The following is a 19,291-nucleotide window of genomic DNA, read 5'->3' on the forward strand; positions in this document are numbered from 1 at the left end:
GAAAACCTCTTATAGCCGATTTTTTAAACTTTAGTCTTAAAATCGAAGAAATATAGCAAAACACGATAAAAAAACGCCTTTGAGAGTGAATTTCTCTCAAAGGCGGTGCGGAGGTAAATCAAGCAACATCTTTTGTTGCGGATATTTAAAATCAATCAGCCAGCACACGGGTCGGCGGGAAGGTAATCTCCACCACGGTTCCCTGGCCCGGATTGGAGTTGATGGTCAATTGGGCGCGGTTGGCTTCAACCATGGCTTTTGTCAGCGGCAAGCCCAAACCGGTGCCCTCATCGCGCCAGTCTTTTGCCGTCTCGCTTGTCCGGCGCATACGGCGATGAACCTGACGGAATGGTTTGAGCGCTTGTTCAATTTCGCTTTTATCCATGCCGACGCCTGTATCACGCACCCGCATGATAACGTCACCATTCATCTCATAACTGGTTGAGACAATCACTTGTCCGCCTGCTTGTGTAAAACGCACGGCATTGGAAAGCAGATTAAGTGCAATTTGTTTGATCGAACGGGTGTCGGCAACAATTTCCGGCAGGTTGGAGGCAAAGCTTGAGCGAATAATGACGCGTTCGCGATTGGCCTGCGGCTGCATCAGGGCAACGGCTTCCGAAATCGCATCATTGAGGGAAACGGCCTCAAAATCCATTTCCTGCGCACCGGCTTCAATCTTGGAAATATCAAGCAGATCGTTGACGAGTGTCAGCACATGATTGCCTGAGCGGTTGATATCGCGCAGATAATCGCGGTAACGCTGATTGCCTATGGGGCCGAATTTTTCATCAGCCATCAGTTCGGAAAAGCCGATAATGGCATTGAGTGGTGTGCGGATTTCATGACTGATACGTGCCAGAAACTCGGTTTTTTGGCTTGATGCCTGTTCAGCTTCACGACGTGCGGATGTCAATTCTTCTTCAGCGCGTTTCCATTGGGTAATATCACGCAAAACGGCACAAAAACTATTGGAGCGCGGCAGTTTTCCCAATGTCATGAACATCGGAATGAAACCACCTTGTGCTTCGCGGCCAATCACTTCGCGCCCGTCATTCAACACACTCATTACGCCATTGTCGGAAAGGCTGTTGAGGTAATCCATCGCTGAACGCTGGCTTTCGATGGCAAAAAGCATTGAAAAACTTTTACCGCGAATTTCGGATTCTTCATAACCGAATAAAGCGGCTGCTGAATGGTTGAGTGAACGGATAAGGCCATCATTATCTATTAAAACAACGCCGTCGGTGGCGGTGTCCAAAATGGAGGTTAATTCCTCAACCTGTGTTTGTAGCTGACGGCGGGCATTTTCACCGTCTTTACGCTCTGCATCATTGCCTGCTCCATCGGTTTTTTCTTCCGCTTGCACAGTCGTGACCATAACCGGCTTTGGCATAATGCTCAGCATTAAAGCTTTTTGTCCGTTCCACGGCACAGACTGAAGATGGACATCGACAGGATGTTCGCTGCCATCTTGATGGCGCAGCACCATAGAAGCGTCCTGGCTGTCATCGTCGCGTTCGGTGTTGAACAATGCGTCGATACCGCCGATAGAATTAATGGCATCCATTGATGAATAATCGGTTAGTTCAAGAAAAGCCGGATTGGCATAGACCACATTGCCATGGGTGTGCAGGATCAGCGGAAACGGTACATGCGCCAGCAAGTTTGCTTCATCAGCGTCTTGGCTGGTGATAGGCGCAGGCTTTTCTGCAACTGGTTCATTCGGTACTTCAAATAGAGACTTATGCTCTGTGGCCGCAGCTGTTACAGGCTTGGTTTCAATCTCATCAACTGTTTCCGTTGCCTGTGGTTTCTTGTTGAACTCCGGCAAGTTCAACAGCGGACGTTCAATTCTGGAAGCTGTATCATTGCGCAAAGGCAATGAAGGCTGCTGTGGCACAGCCTCTTCATGCAATACTGCATCAGCGGGTGCCGGTGTGTTGGCAAAAGGCGAATCATCGCGCTGGCTGGCCAAACCCTGACGACGCAGGCGGTCGGCAATTTCACGAAAAGCATTGCGCTCAGTGTCGCTTAAACCGCTCTCTGAGCGTACAGGGATTTCTGTGTTTTTTGGCTCTTCGTTTTGCTTGGCAGTTTGCTGAGCTTTTTGTCTGGCAAGTTCAGCAATCAGTTCTTCACTGCGCTTTGGCAAAATAGCTTGTACCTGTGCCGCGACAACCGCGGGTGAGGGAGCCTCATGCTCGATCAATTCGATTGTTTTTTTAACTTCGCGCGGCGGCAAATCACCCGAAAGACAGAGGCCTATTTTCTCAGGATCTGGCACTGCATCGGCTATATGCACGACCCCAAAGCCATTAAAACCCGCAAACTTGCGGTCACGCGTGAAAACCGGCAGGGCGGCAAGCTCTACCGGCACATGCAAGGGAGTGCCTTCTGCCGGCCACATGACACGTCGCCCCGACCAAGTTGTGCGGTTTTCCAGCAATTGTGCAATTTCATTGTGCGGATCAAGACCGAAAACATTGGCGACATCTTGAAAACACCGGCCGATAATGTCGGATGCTTTTGGCCCCAGCGTTTCGGCAAAATTGTCGGACAATTCGGTGAAGACGTGATCTGCGTCCACCTTCCATACAAAGCGCGTAATCGGCGCTTCAGGGTTGAAGGTAAAGGGTAGCTGCTGTGGCGTTTGCACATGTGCTACCAACGGAGCAGCCGCCGCCGACATTGGCTCGGCGGTGAAATCGGCCTCGTCTGCTACAATATAAAGTAGGTGCAACGCCGGTTCATGTTCAAGGCGAATAATGGCACCGGGAATGGAATGGTTGCGGGCACGGATACGACGTTTGAGCATATGATCGGCTGCATCTGCCACCTCAACGGTCATATCCGCTAATGTGCTTTGAGCAATACCTGCTTTGACAAAATTTTTGGTGCTGGCGATGATCTGGCCTTCAGCATCGAGTAGAGCTGCATGACTATGTGCGCTGTCAAGTCCGCGTAAAGCCGGATGATCGTTTGGTGATGAGGCGCGCATCGCCAAATCATTTGCCTCAAGCAAAACTGCCTTTTTACCATCCGGCAAGATGAGCTGAGAAATTTGAAACTGCTGCAAATGACTGCCAAGCCGCAGTGAAATGTTACGTTTTTCATCCGGCGACAATGAATTGAGCTGACTGCTTATTTGTCTTTGGCTTGTCGCATTGAGAATATCTTTGGCCTCATCAGGGCTATAAATATGTGCAACACCAAAAAGCGCGGCACCCGCAGCATTGATCCAGATCAGAGCATCGAGGTCAGCACTAAAAACTGCCTGAGCATTTGCTTTGGCAAAACCGGCACGGATTTTATCCAGTGCTACAATGTCGATAAAGGGATATTGTCCCTGCATGCTCAACTCTCGCCGTTACTCAGATCAAAACCTTAATATTCTCTTAATAAAGCTTATCCCCTTGCTGGTCTATAATTACAGCTCTTTTGAGGCGGTGTTTCTCGAAGCTTAGTTAACGCGCGTGTTTGGCAAAGGAATTTGTGAGCGATTTTGCCAGCGATCATGATTTTTGCTGTGAATTTTAGGTGCTTCTTTGAAATTCTTACAATATTTCACAGGAAAGAGCACGATAATGGCTTGCAATATGGAGCGATTCTCCGTATGTGACCCCTATCAACAGTGCAGCACATGCTCCTGATGATGAAGAAAAGGTACGCGGTCGTAGCTCAGTTGGTTAGAGCGCAGGATTGTGGCTCCTGAGGTCAGTGGTTCAAATCCACTCGACCGTACCATTTCGAAATAATTCATCCTTTAAGAATGAAGCTTTTATCTGACAGCATTGTGCGGTGCTCGTATTGTGTGGTGCCTGTAAAAAAATATGCCGCTTCGCTTTTGTAGCGCCGCGGCATTGTGTTGGCTTTCAACAAGCCCGCATGGGTTTAAAAGATCAATTGTCCCATTTTTCCATTTCTAAACGCAAAGCACGCAGCCGTTCAGTTTTGCTTTGTACTTTGTTGCGTTCTGCATCAATAAGTTCACGCGCTATTCTGTCGGCACGATCATGCTTGTTTTCTGGTCTTTCAGTTGTATTGTTTGACATAAAAACACTCCATATAACGTTTAATATATAGTATTTTTATTTTAAAATTCAATAGTTTGAATTTAACCGCACTTTTCTTGCGTGATAATTGTGCAATAAAGTGCGGTTATTGTGTTTAATTAAAGGTATATTTGTAAATTAATATGGAAGTCCGACATAATTCTCTGCCAGTGCGGTAGAGGCGGCAGTTGAATGAACCAGATATTCAAGATCGGCTTCCTGTATTTTCTGATCAAACGCTCCCATATCCGGAAAGCGATGCAGCATTGTGGTCATTGACCATGAAAAGCGCTCGGCTTTCCACACCCTTGCCAAGGCACGGGCTGAATAGGCATCCACACCTGCCTTGGATTTTTCTGCATAAAATTCACGCAAGCCCTCAAACAGATAATGCACATCGCTGGCGGCAAGATTGAGCCCTTTAGCACCAGTTGGCGGGACAATATGCGCCGCATCGCCCACCAGAAACATGCGGCCAAAGCGCATCGGTTCAGCCACGAACGACCGCAAAGGCGCAATGGATTTTTCAAAGGAAGCGCCGGTTTTTAAATTATCGGCGTGAATTTCAGGCAAGCGGCGACGCAACTCGTCAAAGAAACGTTCATCGCTCCATTCTTCGATTTTTTCGTCCAGAGCACATTGTATGTAATAGCGGCTGCGGGTTTCCGAGCGCATGGAGCAAAGCGCAAAGCCACGCGGATGATTGGCATAGATCAACTCATGATCGACAGGTGGCTGATCGATCAAAATGCCGAGCCAGCCGAACGGATAAATTTTTTCAAAATTCCGGATGGATTGTTCCGGCACCGATTTGCGGCAAACACCGTGATAGCCATCGCAACCCGCAATATAATCGCAATCAATACGATTGGTGACACCGCCTTTTTCAAAAGTGACGTAAGGCTGATCGCTGTCGAAATCATGTGGCGTTACGTTTTGTGCTTCACAAAAGCCTTGGGCGCCACTTTTTGTGCGCTCGTCCATCAAGTCTTGGGTCACTTCTGTCTGACCATAAACCACGACGCGTTTGCCAGTCAGCTTGGTCAGATCAATGCGGTGGTCTTGCCCGTCAAAGGCCAGCGAGATACCTTCATGCGGCAGGCCTTCATTATGTAATCTTTGCGATGCTCCGGCCTGATCCATAAGGTCAACCATGCCTTCTTCTAAAACACCTGCACGCACACGCCCGAGTATATAATCCGGGCTGACACGGTCGAGAATAATATTATCAATGCCGGCGTTGGTGAGTAACTGCCCCAGCAAGAGCCCTGATGGTCCCGACCCGATAATAACCACTTGTGTGCGCATTTAATCCTCCCACGCAAACTGAAGTACTTATTTTGATTGAAGCTGGTTTTCTTACAATGCATTTTCCACGCATAAAGTTGTACTTTTTTATCATTATGCTAGGCTAACGTATGCTTGAAATTGTGCCCACATATGAGCTTTATGGTGAAAAATCGGACGAAAAGCCGGATTTTTGGCTGCATTGTGAGACTATTTTCTCCCGAAGCAGCCTGCATCAGTTTGAAATTAAATTGCACCGGCATGATAATTTCTATCAGTTTCTTTACATTGAAAGCGGACATGGCAGTGTGTTTCTGGAGAATGAAGCACTGGAATTCACCGGCCCATGCGCCATTTTGATGCCGCCGGATTTTAGCCACGGCTTTGCTTTTTCACGTGATATTGTTGGGCATATCACCACGATTTTACAGTCGGAAATGCCGGTTTTACAAGATGGTCGATCATCAGCGGATTGGCTGAACAAGCCGCAATTGGTGCCGATGCATAATGCGTCAAGCCATATACAGGATTACCTGGCTGCAACTATCCGGCTGATTTATGAAGAGTTTTCCGCCCGCAATCATCTGCGCAATCACATGTTGGAAATACATCTCACCAGTGCTTTGCTCATGGTTGGTCGTCATGCCGTGAAGGTTCATTCCGAACGGACAGGCTTTGTCATATCACAAAATGGCAGGCGCATGGAGCAGCTTTTGGAGCTGATCCGCCGTCATTTTCGTGAGCATCTGCCGGTTGGCTTCTATGCGCAGGCTCTGCACCTGTCGCCTATCCATCTCAACCGCGTATCACGTGAAATAACGGGGCAGACTGTGCAGGAACTGCTGAGCGCACAGTTGATTGAGGCGGCAAAGCGCGAACTGGTGGCGATGCCGCATTCGGTGCAGACAATCAGTTATAATCTTGGGTTTAGCGATCCCGCATATTTTTCCAGATTTTTTCAACGCGAAACCGGCCAAACACCAAAGCAATATCGTTTAAGCAAACATAAGCGCTTGAGTGAGCAGGCAGCGGAAGTTTGATCTCTTTTAGCCAAGCAAAGTGCGCAAGTCTTTTTGCGCTTTCAGCATGGCGGGTAAAAAGCGGCTGCGTAATTCCTCCACAGAAACTTGAGCGACGGGCGCGCCGATATTGATGGCGGCAACCACTTGATTGCGATGATTGAAAACCGGCACGGCAATGGAACGCAACCCAAGTTCCAGCTCCTGATCGTTAATCGCATAACCAAGGCTTCGCACGTGATGAAGCTCCGCCGTTAAGTCGGCAATGGATGTGCGGGTAAATTCGGTTTTGGCTGTTCTGTCGCTGCTTTCAAGAATATTGAGTGCTTCTTCTTCCGGCAGGGCACTGAGCAATACTCGTCCCATCGAGGCGCAATAGGCCGGCAGGCGGCTGCCGGATGTTAGATTGATCGAAATCACCCGCATTTGTGCGGCGCGTGCGATATAAACAATTTCATTGCCGTCCAGCACGGATGCAGAGGCGCTTTCACCAATTTCTTCGGAGAGTTGATCGAGTATGGGCTGGAGAATCGTTGGTAATGGCGTTGCCGATAAATAGGCATGGCCGAGACGGAGGATCTTTGGCTGTAGCATGAAGAATTTGCCGTCATATTCAGCATAACCCAGATGGGCAAGCGTTAGCAGGCAGCGTCTGGCGGTGGCGCGATCAAGGCCGGTTGCATTGGCAATATCAGTGATCGACATCCTTGGTTTATCGGCTGCAAAAGCCTCAATCACCTGTAAACCCTTGGCAAGACCACCGATAAAATCTGTTTTTTGCATTTTTCTCTCCGTAATCCGTGGTCTGTTTATTTGATTTGGTTGCGTTTAATTTGTGCGATTATTGAACAAGTGTCAATTATCGCACAAATTATTTGACCCACAAGAGCGATAATGCCTAACCTTGGGCTCAAGAGGCAGTGCTGACCTTCGATAAGGGAAGGTATTGCGGGCGGATTTGAAATCGGGAGTTAATCAGTTATGGCGCGTATAATGACGCTCGCCCAAGCGATTGCAGAGAATGTCAAAGACGGTGATACGGTTGCAATGGAAGGGTTTACCCACCTTATTCCTTATGCAGCAGGTCATGAAGTGATCCGTCAGGGGCGCAAAGACCTGACCATTATTCGTATGACTCCGGACATTCTTTATGATCAGCTGATTGGTGTTGGCGCTGTCAAAAAGATGAAATTTTCTTGGGGCGGCAATCCGGGCGTTGGCTCGTTGCATCGTTTCCGTGATGCGGTGGAAAAACACTGGCCCAATAAGTTGGAAGTGGAAGAACACTCCCATGCAGCAATGGCCAATGCTTATGAAGCAGGGGCAGCGAATTTACCATTTGCGATGTTGCGGGGGTTTATCGGCGCTGATCTGCCCAAAGTTAATCCAGCGATTAAATCTGTCACTTGCCCGTTTACCGGTGAAATACTGGCAGCCGTTCCCTCTATTCGCCCTGATGTAACACTTATCCATGCGCAGCGTGCTGACCGCAAGGGCAATGTGTTGATTGAAGGCATTGTCGGTGTGCAAAAGGAAGCGGTTTTGGCAGCGAAACGCTCGGTTATAACAGTTGAAGAAATCGTTGACGAGTTGCAACCGGCTTCTCCCAACTCGCTGGTTTTGCCGTCATGGGCGGTCACAGCTGTCGTTGCTGTTCCGGGCGGTGCTTTCCCGTCTTATGCGCAAGGTTATTACAAGCGCAACAATGCTTTTTATCTGGCATGGGATGAAATCGCGCGTGATCGCGATAGTTTCCAGCAATGGGTGAAGAAAAATATTCTGGAAAAAACACCGGAAGATTTTGCCCAATATGCCAAAGCGGCCAAGAATTAAGCGGGAGAGCGTAATGTCTGATTTTGCTGCAAATGAGATGATGACCATTGCTGCTGCACGGTCGTTGACCAATGAAGACGTGTGTTTTGTCGGTATCGGTGCGCCGTCTGCCGCCTGCAATGTGGCGCGGTTGACCCATGCGCCCGACATTACTTTGATTTATGAAAGCGGTACTGTTGGCACCAAGCCGGATGTGTTGCCGCTTTCTATCGGTGACGGCGAATTATGCGATACAGCTTTGTTTACGGTCTCGGTGCCGGAAATGTTCCGCTACTGGTTGCAGGGTGGCCATGTCACGACCGGCTTTTTGGGTGGCGCGCAGATCGACCGTTTTGCCAATTTGAACACGACTGTGGTTGGCGATTACGATCAGCCAAAAGTGCGTTTGCCGGGTGGTGGTGGCGCGCCGGAAATTGCCTCAAATTGCGGCCAGATTTTTATCACTATGGCGCTCAGCAAACGCGGTTTTGTTGAAAAACTTCCCTTTATTACCTCGATGGGGCATGGCGAAGGCGGCAATTACCGCGAGCGTTTGGGGCTAAAAACAAAAGGTCCGACCCGTGTGATTACGGACTTGTGTATTCTGGAACCGGATGAGACAACAAAAGAGCTGACGGTGACATCCATCCATCATGGTGTCAGCCGTGAAGAGATCGTTGAGAATTGCGGTTGGGATATTCGTTTTGCCGATCATGTGGTGGAAACACCGGTGCCAACGGAAAATGAATTGAGCGTGTTGCGTGATATCCATGCCCGTACCAAACGTGCGCACCAAGGGGAGGCGTAAAGCTATCATGAGTGAAGCTTATATTTGCGATTATATCCGCACACCAATTGGCCGTTATGGTGGTGCTTTGTCTTCTGTACGCGCGGATGATTTAGGGGCTGTTCCACTGCGTGCGCTGATGGCACGCAATCCCAATGTGGATTGGGAAGCTATTGATGATGTGATTTACGGTTCTGCCAATCAGGCGGGTGAAGATAATCGTAATGTGGCGCGCATGTCTTTGTTGCTAGCCGGTTTACCGGTTAATATTTCCGGAACCACCATCAATCGTCTTTGCGGATCCGGCATGGATGCGGTGATTTATGCAGCCCGTGCTATCCGTGCCGGAGAAGCGGAATTGATGATTGCAGGTGGCGTGGAAAGCATGAGCCGAGCGCCTTTTGTGATGCCGAAGGCCGAGAGTGCTTTTTCGCGTAAAGCCGAGATTTATGACACCACCATTGGCTGGCGCTTCATCAACCCATTGATGAAAAAGCAATATGGCGTCGATTCTATGCCGGAAACCGGTGAGAATGTTGCGGCTGATTACAGTATTTCGCGTACCGATCAGGATGCTTTTGCACTGCGCAGCCAGCAAAAGGCCAAGGCAGCACAAGATAATGGCCGCTTGGCACAAGAAATCACGCCAGTTTCTATTCCGCAGCGTAAAGGTGATCCGGTTGTGGTGGAGGTGGATGAGCATCCGCGCCAAACGACCATGGAAGCACTGGCCAAACTTGGCACACCTTTCCGCGAGGGGGGCAGTGTAACCGCCGGCAATGCATCCGGCGTCAATGATGGCGCCGCCGCGCTGATTATCGCTTCTGAAGAAGCGGTCAATAAATATGGGCTGACACCTATTGCCCGCATTATGGGTGGTGCTTCTGCCGGTGTTAGCCCTCGCATTATGGGCGTGGGGCCTGTGCCTGCCAGCCAAAAACTTTGTGCACGTCTTGGCCTCAAACCGCACCAGTTTGACGTGGTGGAGCTCAATGAAGCATTCGCGTCACAAGGTTTGGCCGTCTTGCGCGAGCTGGGCTTGGCGGATGATGCGGCTGAAGTCAATCCGAATGGTGGCGCGATTGCACTTGGTCATCCGCTTGGTATGTCGGGTGCGCGTATCACCGGTACGGCTGCATTGGAACTGCATTTGACTGGCAAAAAATATGCACTTGCTACTATGTGTGTGGGGGTTGGGCAGGGTATCGCGGTTGCATTGGAACGCGAATAAGTTGCGCTAATTAAACGTACAAAAGCGCAAGGTTTCATCAAAACCTTGCGCTTTTTTGTTTGTGTCTGCGTGTCAGGCGATGGCCTGACGCACTTTCTTTTTGTTGTGAGCCTGAATCATCAAAGGAATGATGATGACGGTGACAATCGGGAACACCATCCAGTTAATCGCTTCCCAGCCGGATGCTGAAAGCAATGTGCCGGAGGAGAAAGAAGCAACGGCGACAGTGCCGAAAATCAGGAAGTCATTGGCACCCTGCACACGGCCGCGTTCTTCTGGCGTATGGCATTCGGTAACAAGTGCGGTGGCACCAATAAAGCTTAAATTCCAGCCGACACCAAGCAGCACGAGCGATGACCAGAAATTGCCAAGTTCAAGACCGGCCAGTGCGACAGCACTGGAAGCGGCAATCAGCAACAAGCCAACAGCGGTGACGGTTTCTTTGCCGAAGCGGGCAATCAGGCTGCCGGTGAAAAAGCTTGGGCCAAACATCGCAAGCACGTGCCATTGGATGCCCATGGCAGCTTCACCAACGGTAAAGCCGCAGCCGACCATCGCAATAGGCGAGGCGGTCATGACAAAGCTCATCAGAGCATAGGAAACCATGCCGGCGGCAACCGCAAGAACGAAGCGCGGGCTTTTGATGATTTCGCTTAATGGGCGTCCTTGTCTTACATCCGTTTTGGCAGGTTTTTTCTCGCGCGGCACTTTGAGCATCATGATGACAGGAATCGCAAGCGCTGCCAAAGCGGCCTGGCTTAAGAAGCTTCCGGCAAATGGTGCGGTAATAAAGGCATCACGCGTCCATATCACAAGTTGCGGCCCGATCACCGCCGCCGCAAGCCCGCCGATCATCACATAAGAGATGGCCTTTGCTTTAAATTCGCCGGTGGCAGCATCAGCCGCAGCAAAGCGATAACTCTGAACATAAGAGCCGTAAAAACCGGCCACAAATGTACCGAGACAAAAAATCAGGAAGCTTTGGCTGACAATACCAAAAGTGGCAATCAGACCGGAAATCAATCCGATAGTTGCACCAAATAAATAGCCGGTACGGCGGCCATAATAGCGCATAGAAATGGCGGCTGGAATTGTACCGGCAGCAAGGCCTAAATTGAACAGGCTGACCGGAAGTGTCACAAGGGTTGGATCAGGGGTAAGCATTTGTCCGACAATGCCGCCCAGTGAAATGATAATTGGCGGAGCGGCTGCACCTAAAGCCTGAGCGGCGGTGAGCACCATAACATTGCGGCGCGCGAGCGCTTGATCGGACATTGTAGAACCCTGTTTCTCATCCTCACTGAAATATCCTTTGGACATTCAGATCAGGATTAGCTTACTAAATACCGTGCATAGAATGGAAAAATATTCCTTTATGAGTATTTTTTAAATAGCAGGATTTCAGGAAGATTTATATCCTTATTATAAATTTTAACTCTTTTTGCATGAGCAGAATTGAGGGAGACGGGTTTAATGCAGCCCGCCGACACCCAATAAATGTTCAACTGTTTCTTTATCCGCTGATAATTGCGCAGAACTGCCTGACCATGCAATTTGGCCACGTTCCAGAATAACGACCCGATCAGCAAAATCGAGAGCACTTTGAATGCGCTGCTCTACCAGCAGTAAAGTCATTTTTCCTGATTGCGCCAGTGAGGAAAAGGCGGCCATCAGCTCTTCGCAGATAACCGGTGCCAAACCTTCCAATGGCTCATCAAGCAACAACAAAGTCGGGTTGCCTAAAATAGAGCGCGCAGTGGAGAGCATTTGCTGCTCGCCACCCGACAATTGCGAACCCAAATTCTTGCGCCGTTCTTTAAGGCGCGGAAACATATCATAGGCTTCTTCAATTGCTATTTGCGGGCGCTTTTTTAAACCCACAAACAGGTTTTCTTCAACGGTTAGTGTCGGGAAAATATCACGTGTCTGCGGTACATAGCCAAGCCCTGCCAGTGCGCGGGCGGCAGGTGCCAATGTGGTGATGTTTTTATCACCTAATAAAATCTCGCCACTATAGCGTTTGGTTTGTCCGGCAATGGAAGCGAAAAGACTGGTTTTACCCACACCATTGCGTCCTAAAATGGCCAACCGCGCACCCGGTTCGACTTTGAGAGAGATATTTTCAATGACGCGGGTCGGGCCATAGCCGCTGCTTAAATTACGGATTTCCAGTGATGCAGCACTCATTGCGCATAACTCCCTAAATAAGCGGCACGCACTTGCACATCCTGCACGACATCTTCCGGCAGGCCGTCAAAAATAACAGCACCTGCGGCCAGCACGATCACCCGTTTGGCAAAGCGGAAAACCAGCTCCATGTCATGTTCAATCATGATCACGGCAAGGTCGGACGGCAGTTCATCCAGTGCCTGTTCGATGCGGGCGGTTTCACTTTGCGGCACACCGGCAGCAGGTTCATCCAGCAGGAGAACTTTTGGGCGCAGCGCCAATGCCAGTGCAATTTCCAGCAATCTCTGCTGACCATAGGCAATTTCACTGACCCTCAATTGTGCCAGTTCCGAGAGGCCAAGAATATGGAGGATTTCGTGCGTTTCATCCATGACAGCAGCCATATGACGGTAATTGCCGAAAATGCGCGAGGTTTTGCCTTCGCGCTGCAAGATTGCCAGTGCGACATGTTCCTCCGGTGTCATTTCATAGAAAAGCCGTGTCACTTGAAAGGATCGCACCAAACCACGCTTCACTCGCTGCATCGCACTTAAATGAGTGATGTCTTTGTCATTCAACGAGACAGAACCGGAGGAGGGTACCAGATTACCGGTGACAAGATTAACAAAGGTGGTTTTACCGGCACCATTAGGCCCGATCAGTGCTACGCGCTCACCTTTGGCAATCGAGATGGATACATCATTGGTGACAGCCAATCCGCCAAAGTTTTTACGTAAATTGCTGACTTCAAAGATCGTGCTCATCAGCTTCGACCTTTCCTGTTGGAAATAAACTGCACGGCTGTGCCGTAAAGGCCGCGGGGTGCAAAGAGAACAACAGCGATGAGCAATGCGCCAACCATGGTGAGCCAATGGAATGGATTGGCGGCAGAGACCACATCTTCAAACCACATGAAGGAGATGGTGCCGATCAATGCGCCATAAAGCGAACCGGTGCCGCCCAAAACCAGCATGACCAGACTTTCGGCCGACATGGTGAATGAGAGGCTGTCGAGACCGACCACTTGCGTGGAAATCGCGTTTAACGAGCCGCCGATACCAGCGACAAAACCGGAGATCACATACATCTGCAACTGGGCTTGTTGGACTGAAGCCCCCATGGAAGATATGCGAATTTCATCTTCTTTTATGCCACGGCACAACATGCCAAATGGCGAACGCACGATTAATTTCAGCAGTGCAAAGACAATGACCAAAAGCACGATGGCATAAACATAAACCGTGCGCCCCCAGAGATCGAATTCGAATATGCCAAGCAATGGTGACGGCATGATACCACTCAAACCATCACTGCCACCTGTCCAGCTGGAGAGTTTATTAGCCGCTTCATGGAAGAGGTGTACCACTGCAATGGACAAGACCAATTGTGCAAGCCCATGGGCACGCAGGATGATGAAGCCGGAAAAAAATCCTGCAATCGCGCCGCCAGTCGCACCTATCAGTGTCATCAAAATCGGGTCATGGATGCCGAAATGGGCAGAGGCAATGCCAGCACTATAGGCACCGGCACCAAAAAGCGCGGCATGGCCAAGCGTGGCAATGCCGCAATAGCCGGTGACAAGATCAAGTGACAGTACCAAAAGGGCAATCGCTACAATGCGGGTGAGCAATGCCAGATTGTCGGGAAACAGAAAGTAAGCGACAATGCTGCATAAAATGATGATGCCAAGACCGATCAAGCTGGCGAGGCGTGGTCGACGTGGTATTGAGGTCGCAGAGAATGTGTTCATTTGTTTTTCAATCTCCCTGCCAGCCCGCGCGGGAATAATGTGACGATGATAATAACCGCCAGATAGAAGAAGAATTCACCATATTCAGGGGCGAGATAGCGCGCTGTGGTGTCGATGCCGCCAAGTAGCAGACAGGCAATCAATGCACCCGGAATGGAGCCTGGGCCACCCACAGAAACAACTACCAGAAATGTCACCATATAACGCAGGGCATAATATGGTTCCAATGGCAGCATTTCTGCTCCCACGACGCCGCCAAAAGCGGCCAATGCGATGGCGAGTGCAAAGCTGACTGCATAGATAATCTCTGTACGCACGCCCAAAGCTGCGGCCATATTGGCATTGTCGACGGCTGCACGTAATTTGATACCGAAGCTGGTGCGCTCAATCAAATACCAGAGACCGCCGGCAACAATCAGCCCGCAAAGGATCGCAAAAAGCCGGTGCTTGGCGATTGAACGAAAACCCAGATCAACCGAGCCGCGCAAGGTTTCGGCAATCGGTACGGTTTTAAGAGTGGGGCCAAAAATATAATTGGTAAGCCCGATGATGCAAAAAGTGATGCCGATGGTCATCAGCACTTGGGTGAGTTCCGGTGCGCCATAAATACGCCGATAAAGCAATTTTTCCAATGGAATTGCAATAATGACAGTGCAGACAACAGCCAGTAAAATCGCAAGGCTGTAATGAAGGCCGAGTGCTTGGGTGGCATAAGAAGCGAAATAACCACCGATCATCGCAAAGGCACCATGGGCAAGATTGACAACGCGCATCAGACCCATTGTTACAGACAGGCCGATGGAGATGACAAAAAGCACCATGCCGTATGCGAGGGCATCGACAGCTATGCTGAGCACGGTTTGCATCAGTATTTTCCTGAAGAGTTCACTAAAATTATTTCACTATTGTGCATACGCGGCAACTGGAAACAAGCTTGTGCAACATCTCTAAACGGGGGCAAAGGAAGCCTGCGGCCTGAAATCTTTAAAGGCCGCATGCCAGCTCATTTACGGTTAAAATTACTGGGGATCCAGCCCTGGATCTCCCTGAGCTTCGAAGGTCTGGATTTCCTTATTATAGAAACTGCCGTCATCGGCTTTTGCCACTTCGCGTAAATATATATTTTGCGTCATATGGCGCGTTTCAGGATCGATGGAAACAGGCCCGCGCGGACTTATCCATTCCATGCCTTTGACAGCTTCAACTGCCTTTGCTGCATCCTGTTTGCCGCCGGTAGCTTCAATCATTTTGTAGATGACGTGCATGCCGTCATAAGCACCGACTGAAGGGAAAGAGAGTTCTTCAGGATTACCGATGGCTTTCTTGGCGTCTTCAACAAATTTCTTGTTTTCGGCTGAATCATGCGACAGCGCATAATGGAAGGTGGTCAGCACGCCCAGTGCGGTTTCACCAAGTGCCGGGAGATCGGATTCCTGCGTTAGGTCACCGGGTGCAAAAAGCTGGACACCAGAGGATTTCAAACCATTGTCAACATAGGCTTTCATGAAGCCAAGTGTGGTTGGTCCGGCAGGCAGAAAAGCAAATACGCCTTCAGCGCCGGAATCTTTCACACGCTGCATGATCGGGCTGAAATCATTGGTGTTGAGCGGCATGCGGATGGTTTCAACCACATCGCCGCCGATTTTGGTAAAGCCAGCTTTGAAAGCGTTTTCAGCATCAATGCCCGGGCCATAATCGCTGACAACGGTGATGACTTTTTTCACACCTTTATCGAGTGCCACCTGCGCGATCGGCAGAGATGTCTGCCATGTGGTGAAGGATGTGCGCACCACATAAGGGCTCTTGGTAACGATGGATGACGTGGCCGCATTCATAACCACCATCGGTACATTTGCCTGTTGCAAAATCGGGGTGACTGCCATCGCATCAGGGGTAAAAAAGAAACCGCCAAGATACTGAACTTTTTCTTTAACGATGAGTTCTTGTGCCAGTGATTTCGACTGTGCCGGATCAGCCTGTGGTACGTCACGATAGATCACTTCAATCGTATCATCGCCGATTTTATTACCGTGTTCGGCAATATAAGCATCAATACCAGCCTTAAAATTTTTACCTTGTAAGGCAAAGGGCCCCGACATCGGGCCGATGATACCGACCTTAATAACGTCGGCATAAGCGGCACTTGCGGTGAGTGCAAAAACAGCCAGAGCGGTAAGTGTCAGTTTTTTCATGTTTTCCTCCCGAGAAAACCTATGTATATAATCCGGAAAATGTTGGAACAAATGAACGGATACAGCAACGTCATAAATGAATTCTCCAGCCTAGTTTGACTGTGAAACTGGTAATGTAAAATGAATTAATCGCGGGAAACGATAACCTTTAGGTTATGTATGTCGCGATCAGAGATCCTTTCCAAGCGATTGAATCTGATCAACGAGACGGATGCTGACATTTAATGCTGCTGCAAGGCTTGCGCAGATTTGCGGTAGTACCATCCATTCAAGGCTCCAAGCTGCGCCGGAGCGTTCCTGTTCATGCACCATCGATTGCTGGATGGCTGAAATTTGCACCGCATTAAAGCGCGCCAGCGACACCAGAATTTCTGCATTCACCGGATTTTGTTTATGCGGCATGGCGGATGATGCCCCGCCACCCGACAAAGCAATCTCTTCAACACTTTGTGCCATCATGGCAATATCTTGTCCAAATTTACCCAGACTACCACTTAAAGTAACAAAGGCATTAGCTATATCGGCGATGATATCACGAGTGCTTTGCCATTGCGGTAGATCATCAAGCGCGAGCATAAGGCTTAAATTTCCACGTAAAGCTGTCGCTTGATCGCCAAAGCCCTGCAATGTGCCAACCGCTCCGCCCAGTTGCAGCGGAAAACGTAAATGATCGAGACGGTATTGAGCGCGTTTTAAGGGTTCTATCCAGCTTACCATCCGGTCATGGACAGTGACAGGCAGCGCTGCCTGCATTCGCGTATAGGCACTAAGCCCCCGTTTACCATGGGCTTTATCCAGCGCATCAAATTGTTGCAGCAATTGTGCCAGTTTTTGTTGTGCAATTTGTGTGAAGGTTTTAAGCCGCAGCATCAGGCTTGTATCAATCACATCCTGACTGGTGGCACCAAAATGCACATAATGGGCATATGTTTCACCGACATGGGCACGCAATTGCCTGACCAGCTCCGGTATCACCACGCCGTCACGCGCTGTTGCTTGGTTGAGCTTTGCCATATCAGCCCGAAAGCTTGATGCAGTTTCAGCAAGTGCCAAAGCGGCCGCTTCAGGGATCAAGCCCAATTCAGCTTGTGCTTTTGCCAGCGCTACCTCAAACCGGATCATCTCCTGCACATCAAAGGCAGCTGAAAACAGCTTGTCCACAGCCTCATCTTTGAAAAGGCCGGAGAGAAACGGATGCTCAAAAACACAGATGCTCATGCGTTAAATATCGAAAAAGACGGTCTCTTTTTCGCCCTGAATATGAATGTCGAAGTGATAATTGTTACCGTCACGCTTACCGATCAATGTATCAACGCGTGATCTATGTTCAATGCGGGCAAGCACTGGATCCTGTGCATTGGCTTCTTCTTCATCAGAGAAATACATACGGGTGTGCAGCCCCATATTAATACCGCGTGCCACAATCCATAAAGTGACATGAGGTGCCATCACGCGCCCGTCTTTAAACGCCACTTTGCCGGGCTTGATGGTTTCAAAGGTAAATTCGCCTGTATCCATATCGGCGGGGCAACGCCCCCAGCCTTTGAAGTTTTCATCAGCGGTACCGTTGGTTTCAACCGGACTATTATAAAGCCCTTGCTCATCGGCTTGCCAGATTTCGATCAAAGCGTCTTTCATGACAGCGCCCATACCGTCAAAAACACGGCCTGTGATGGTAATGTGTTCGCCGCGGGTCTTGTCATTCACAAGTGATCCGGAACCGAGATCATCTTTGAAAATTCCGTGAATGCCGACAAAATTCGGTGTCAGACCGATATGTACGTAAGGCCCAGCTGTTTGCGAGGCTGTTTCTTTTAAATAACCGAGTGGCTGAACCATGTTAGTTTCCTTCCATGCGGTTTTCAAACATGGTCGACCGGCGACCACGCAAGGTAATATCAAACTTATAGGCACGCATATCCATCGGCATGGTCGCATTCATATCGAGTGCGGCAATCAGTCTTTCAATTGCTGCTTTATCCGGTATTGTGGTAACGATCGGGCAGCGCCAGATCATCGGATCGCCTTCAAAATACATCTGCGTAATCAGACGCTGCGAGAAGCCGGAGCCAAAGATCGAAAAATGGATATGTGCTGGTCGCCAGTCATTCACGCCATTTGGCCACGGATAGGCACCGGGTTGAATGGTTTTGAACCAGTAATAACCGTTTTCATCGGTGATGGTGCGGCCAACGCCACCAAAATTCGGGTCAATCGCTGCCAGATAGCTGTCTTTTTTGTGGCGGTAGCGTCCGCCCGCATTGGCTTGCCAAAATTCGACCAAAGCACCGGCAACGGGACGGTTGTTTTCGTCCAGCACACGGCCATGCACTAAAATACGCGGACCAATCGCCATTTCACCTGGGCGGGCATAATTGAGGATCAGGTCATTATCCAGTTCATTGAGCATATTATGGCCAAAGACTGGGCCGGTAATTTCACTCTTTGTGCCTTCTAAGGACAGGAGTGCGCGGGTTGGCGAACGCAAGACTGATGTTTTATATTGGGGCGTATAGGCTGGCGCATGAATTGAATGATCGCGCCCGTAAAAAGCCCCGTTGTCCGGTTTCATATTTTTCACGATTGTTCCCCTCCCGCTTCTTCCATTCCCCGATAGGTTGTTTTCGCAATTTTAAAAGCGTGGTTTGATGCCGGAACGCCTGCATAGATAGCGACATGCATCAAGGCTTCACAAACATCTTGTTTTGTGGCGCCCGTATTGACGGTTGCACGAATATGCATGGCCAGTTCTTCATCCTGACCGAGCGCTGCCAGCAAAGCAATTGTGACAATCGAGCGCTCACGTTTGGTCAAGCCTTCGCTTGCCCAGACTGTGCCCCATGCCGATTCCGTAATCAGTTGCTGAAACTGACGATCCATATCGTTGATTAATGCCGAAGCACGATCAACATGGTCATCACCAAGCACTGATCTGCGCACTTGCATCCCAAGCTCATAGCGCGAAGACGACGCGGAATTCTCGGCCATG

At 49.6% G+C, this 19,291-nt stretch carries 18 protein-coding genes and 1 tRNA gene; 5 read left to right on the top strand and 14 right to left on the bottom strand.

Going from position 1 to position 19,291, the window contains the following annotated elements:
• Nucleotides 1–151: 151 nt before the first annotated feature.
• Entirely contained in the window at nt 152–3,355 is a 3,204-nt protein-coding gene (locus ACI0FR_RS03680; RefSeq protein ID WP_404906529.1) for a PAS domain S-box protein, read from the bottom strand.
• A gap of 315 nt (nt 3,356–3,670) precedes the next feature.
• On the opposite strand from ACI0FR_RS03680, the gene ACI0FR_RS03685 reads away from it, so the two are divergent.
• A tRNA-His gene (locus tag ACI0FR_RS03685) sits at nt 3,671–3,747 on the top strand.
• A gap of 155 nt (nt 3,748–3,902) precedes the next feature.
• Here ACI0FR_RS03685 and ACI0FR_RS03690 read toward each other — a convergent pair.
• Both ACI0FR_RS03690 and pobA read right to left on the bottom strand, forming a co-directional pair.
• Nucleotides 3,903–4,055 carry a hypothetical protein gene (locus ACI0FR_RS03690; protein ID WP_374829477.1) on the bottom strand — a complete coding sequence of 51 codons (153 nt, stop codon included), beginning with the start codon at nt 4,053–4,055 and terminating at the stop codon, nt 3,903–3,905.
• A 138-nt stretch (nt 4,056–4,193) separates the two neighbouring features.
• On the bottom strand, nt 4,194–5,363 hold the full coding sequence (gene pobA, locus ACI0FR_RS03695) for a 4-hydroxybenzoate 3-monooxygenase (RefSeq protein WP_404906528.1): 1,170 nt from the start codon (nt 5,361–5,363) through the stop codon (nt 4,194–4,196).
• Between the two features lie 110 nt (nt 5,364–5,473).
• On the opposite strand from pobA, the gene ACI0FR_RS03700 reads away from it, so the two are divergent.
• On the top strand, nt 5,474–6,382 hold the full coding sequence (locus ACI0FR_RS03700) for a helix-turn-helix domain-containing protein (protein WP_404906527.1): 909 nt from the start codon (nt 5,474–5,476) through the stop codon (nt 6,380–6,382).
• A 6-nt stretch (nt 6,383–6,388) separates the two neighbouring features.
• On the opposite strand, the gene ACI0FR_RS03705 is transcribed toward ACI0FR_RS03700, so the two are convergent.
• On the bottom strand, nt 6,389–7,144 hold the full coding sequence (locus tag ACI0FR_RS03705) for an IclR family transcriptional regulator (RefSeq protein WP_404906526.1): 756 nt from the start codon (nt 7,142–7,144) through the stop codon (nt 6,389–6,391).
• A 198-nt stretch (nt 7,145–7,342) separates the two neighbouring features.
• On the opposite strand from ACI0FR_RS03705, the gene ACI0FR_RS03710 reads away from it, so the two are divergent.
• From ACI0FR_RS03710 to pcaF, 3 genes are read left to right on the top strand one after another with little or no spacing between them, the layout of a single operon-like run.
• Nucleotides 7,343–8,194 (top strand): CoA transferase subunit A, encoded by an 852-nt coding sequence (locus tag ACI0FR_RS03710; protein WP_374829485.1) that lies wholly within the window; start codon nt 7,343–7,345, stop codon nt 8,192–8,194.
• 13 nt (nt 8,195–8,207) lie between these two features.
• On the top strand, nt 8,208–8,981 hold the full coding sequence (locus ACI0FR_RS03715; RefSeq protein WP_404906525.1) for a CoA-transferase subunit beta: 774 nt from the start codon (nt 8,208–8,210) through the stop codon (nt 8,979–8,981).
• A gap of 7 nt (nt 8,982–8,988) precedes the next feature.
• Nucleotides 8,989–10,191 (top strand): 3-oxoadipyl-CoA thiolase, encoded by a 1,203-nt coding sequence (gene pcaF / locus ACI0FR_RS03720; protein ID WP_404906523.1) that lies wholly within the window; start codon nt 8,989–8,991, stop codon nt 10,189–10,191.
• Between the two features lie 72 nt (nt 10,192–10,263).
• On the opposite strand, the gene ACI0FR_RS03725 is transcribed toward pcaF, so the two are convergent.
• The 10 genes from ACI0FR_RS03725 to pcaC form a co-directional block, all read right to left on the bottom strand.
• Nucleotides 10,264–11,466, bottom strand: coding sequence for an MFS transporter (locus tag ACI0FR_RS03725; RefSeq protein ID WP_374829491.1), 1,203 nt, complete (start codon nt 11,464–11,466; stop codon nt 10,264–10,266).
• 195 nt (nt 11,467–11,661) lie between these two features.
• The gene (locus ACI0FR_RS03730; protein ID WP_374829493.1) at nt 11,662–12,378 is read right to left on the bottom strand and encodes an ABC transporter ATP-binding protein; all 717 of its coding nucleotides are present in this window, start codon (nt 12,376–12,378) and stop codon (nt 11,662–11,664) included.
• Nucleotides 12,375–13,124 carry an ABC transporter ATP-binding protein gene (locus tag ACI0FR_RS03735; protein WP_404906522.1) on the bottom strand — a complete coding sequence of 250 codons (750 nt, stop codon included), beginning with the start codon at nt 13,122–13,124 and terminating at the stop codon, nt 12,375–12,377. Before ACI0FR_RS03735 ends, ACI0FR_RS03730 begins: the two co-directional genes overlap by 4 nt.
• Nucleotides 13,124–14,110, bottom strand: coding sequence for a branched-chain amino acid ABC transporter permease (locus tag ACI0FR_RS03740; protein ID WP_404906521.1), 987 nt, complete (start codon nt 14,108–14,110; stop codon nt 13,124–13,126). The genes ACI0FR_RS03735 and ACI0FR_RS03740 overlap by 1 nt, the downstream gene beginning before the upstream one ends.
• Nucleotides 14,107–14,976, bottom strand: a complete 870-nt coding sequence (locus tag ACI0FR_RS03745; protein ID WP_374829499.1) for a branched-chain amino acid ABC transporter permease — start codon at nt 14,974–14,976, stop codon at nt 14,107–14,109. Before ACI0FR_RS03745 ends, ACI0FR_RS03740 begins: the two co-directional genes overlap by 4 nt.
• 153 nt (nt 14,977–15,129) lie before the next feature.
• A complete protein-coding gene (locus tag ACI0FR_RS03750) occupies nt 15,130–16,302 on the bottom strand; it encodes an ABC transporter substrate-binding protein (protein ID WP_404906520.1) in 1,173 nt (390 codons plus the stop codon).
• A 168-nt stretch (nt 16,303–16,470) separates the two neighbouring features.
• Nucleotides 16,471–17,520, bottom strand: a complete 1,050-nt coding sequence (locus tag ACI0FR_RS03755; protein ID WP_404906519.1) for a 3-carboxy-cis,cis-muconate cycloisomerase — start codon at nt 17,518–17,520, stop codon at nt 16,471–16,473.
• Nucleotides 17,521–17,523: 3 nt separating this feature from the next.
• On the bottom strand, nt 17,524–18,141 hold the full coding sequence (gene pcaG, locus ACI0FR_RS03760; RefSeq protein WP_404906518.1) for a protocatechuate 3,4-dioxygenase subunit alpha: 618 nt from the start codon (nt 18,139–18,141) through the stop codon (nt 17,524–17,526).
• A 1-nt stretch (nt 18,142) separates the two neighbouring features.
• Complete coding sequence (pcaH, locus tag ACI0FR_RS03765) at nt 18,143–18,874, bottom strand: protocatechuate 3,4-dioxygenase subunit beta (protein ID WP_404906673.1); 732 nt, start codon at nt 18,872–18,874, stop codon at nt 18,143–18,145.
• Nucleotides 18,875–18,879: 5 nt separating this feature from the next.
• On the bottom strand, nt 18,880–19,290 hold the full coding sequence (gene pcaC / locus ACI0FR_RS03770) for a 4-carboxymuconolactone decarboxylase (protein WP_374829507.1): 411 nt from the start codon (nt 19,288–19,290) through the stop codon (nt 18,880–18,882).
• Nucleotide 19,291 lies beyond the last annotated feature (1 nt).

Origin of the sequence: Paenochrobactrum sp. BZR 201-1, assembly GCF_044987585.2 — a bacterium.
Classification (GTDB): domain Bacteria; phylum Pseudomonadota; class Alphaproteobacteria; order Rhizobiales; family Rhizobiaceae; genus Paenochrobactrum; species Paenochrobactrum pullorum.

Coding starts and splice junctions, on each gene's coding strand:
- ACI0FR_RS03690 (WP_374829477.1), bottom strand. CDS start 4,055: ATGTCAAACAATACAACTGAAAGACCAGAAAACAAGCATGATCGTGCC.
- pobA (WP_404906528.1), bottom strand. CDS start 5,363: ATGCGCACACAAGTGGTTATTATCGGGTCGGGACCATCAGGGCTCTTG.
- ACI0FR_RS03700 (WP_404906527.1), top strand. CDS start 5,474: ATGCTTGAAATTGTGCCCACATATGAGCTTTATGGTGAAAAATCGGAC.
- ACI0FR_RS03745 (WP_374829499.1), bottom strand. CDS start 14,976: ATGCAAACCGTGCTCAGCATAGCTGTCGATGCCCTCGCATACGGCATG.
- ACI0FR_RS03725 (WP_374829491.1), bottom strand. CDS start 11,466: ATGTCCGATCAAGCGCTCGCGCGCCGCAATGTTATGGTGCTCACCGCC.
- pcaG (WP_404906518.1), bottom strand. CDS start 18,141: ATGGTTCAGCCACTCGGTTATTTAAAAGAAACAGCCTCGCAAACAGCT.
- ACI0FR_RS03680 (WP_404906529.1), bottom strand. CDS start 3,355: ATGCAGGGACAATATCCCTTTATCGACATTGTAGCACTGGATAAAATC.
- pcaF (WP_404906523.1), top strand. CDS start 8,989: ATGAGTGAAGCTTATATTTGCGATTATATCCGCACACCAATTGGCCGT.
- pcaH (WP_404906673.1), bottom strand. CDS start 18,874: ATGAAACCGGACAACGGGGCTTTTTACGGGCGCGATCATTCAATTCAT.
- ACI0FR_RS03750 (WP_404906520.1), bottom strand. CDS start 16,302: ATGAAAAAACTGACACTTACCGCTCTGGCTGTTTTTGCACTCACCGCA.
- ACI0FR_RS03715 (WP_404906525.1), top strand. CDS start 8,208: ATGTCTGATTTTGCTGCAAATGAGATGATGACCATTGCTGCTGCACGG.
- ACI0FR_RS03755 (WP_404906519.1), bottom strand. CDS start 17,520: ATGAGCATCTGTGTTTTTGAGCATCCGTTTCTCTCCGGCCTTTTCAAA.
- ACI0FR_RS03705 (WP_404906526.1), bottom strand. CDS start 7,144: ATGCAAAAAACAGATTTTATCGGTGGTCTTGCCAAGGGTTTACAGGTG.
- ACI0FR_RS03710 (WP_374829485.1), top strand. CDS start 7,343: ATGGCGCGTATAATGACGCTCGCCCAAGCGATTGCAGAGAATGTCAAA.
- pcaC (WP_374829507.1), bottom strand. CDS start 19,290: ATGGCCGAGAATTCCGCGTCGTCTTCGCGCTATGAGCTTGGGATGCAA.
- ACI0FR_RS03735 (WP_404906522.1), bottom strand. CDS start 13,124: ATGAGCACGATCTTTGAAGTCAGCAATTTACGTAAAAACTTTGGCGGA.
- ACI0FR_RS03730 (WP_374829493.1), bottom strand. CDS start 12,378: ATGAGTGCTGCATCACTGGAAATCCGTAATTTAAGCAGCGGCTATGGC.
- ACI0FR_RS03740 (WP_404906521.1), bottom strand. CDS start 14,110: ATGAACACATTCTCTGCGACCTCAATACCACGTCGACCACGCCTCGCC.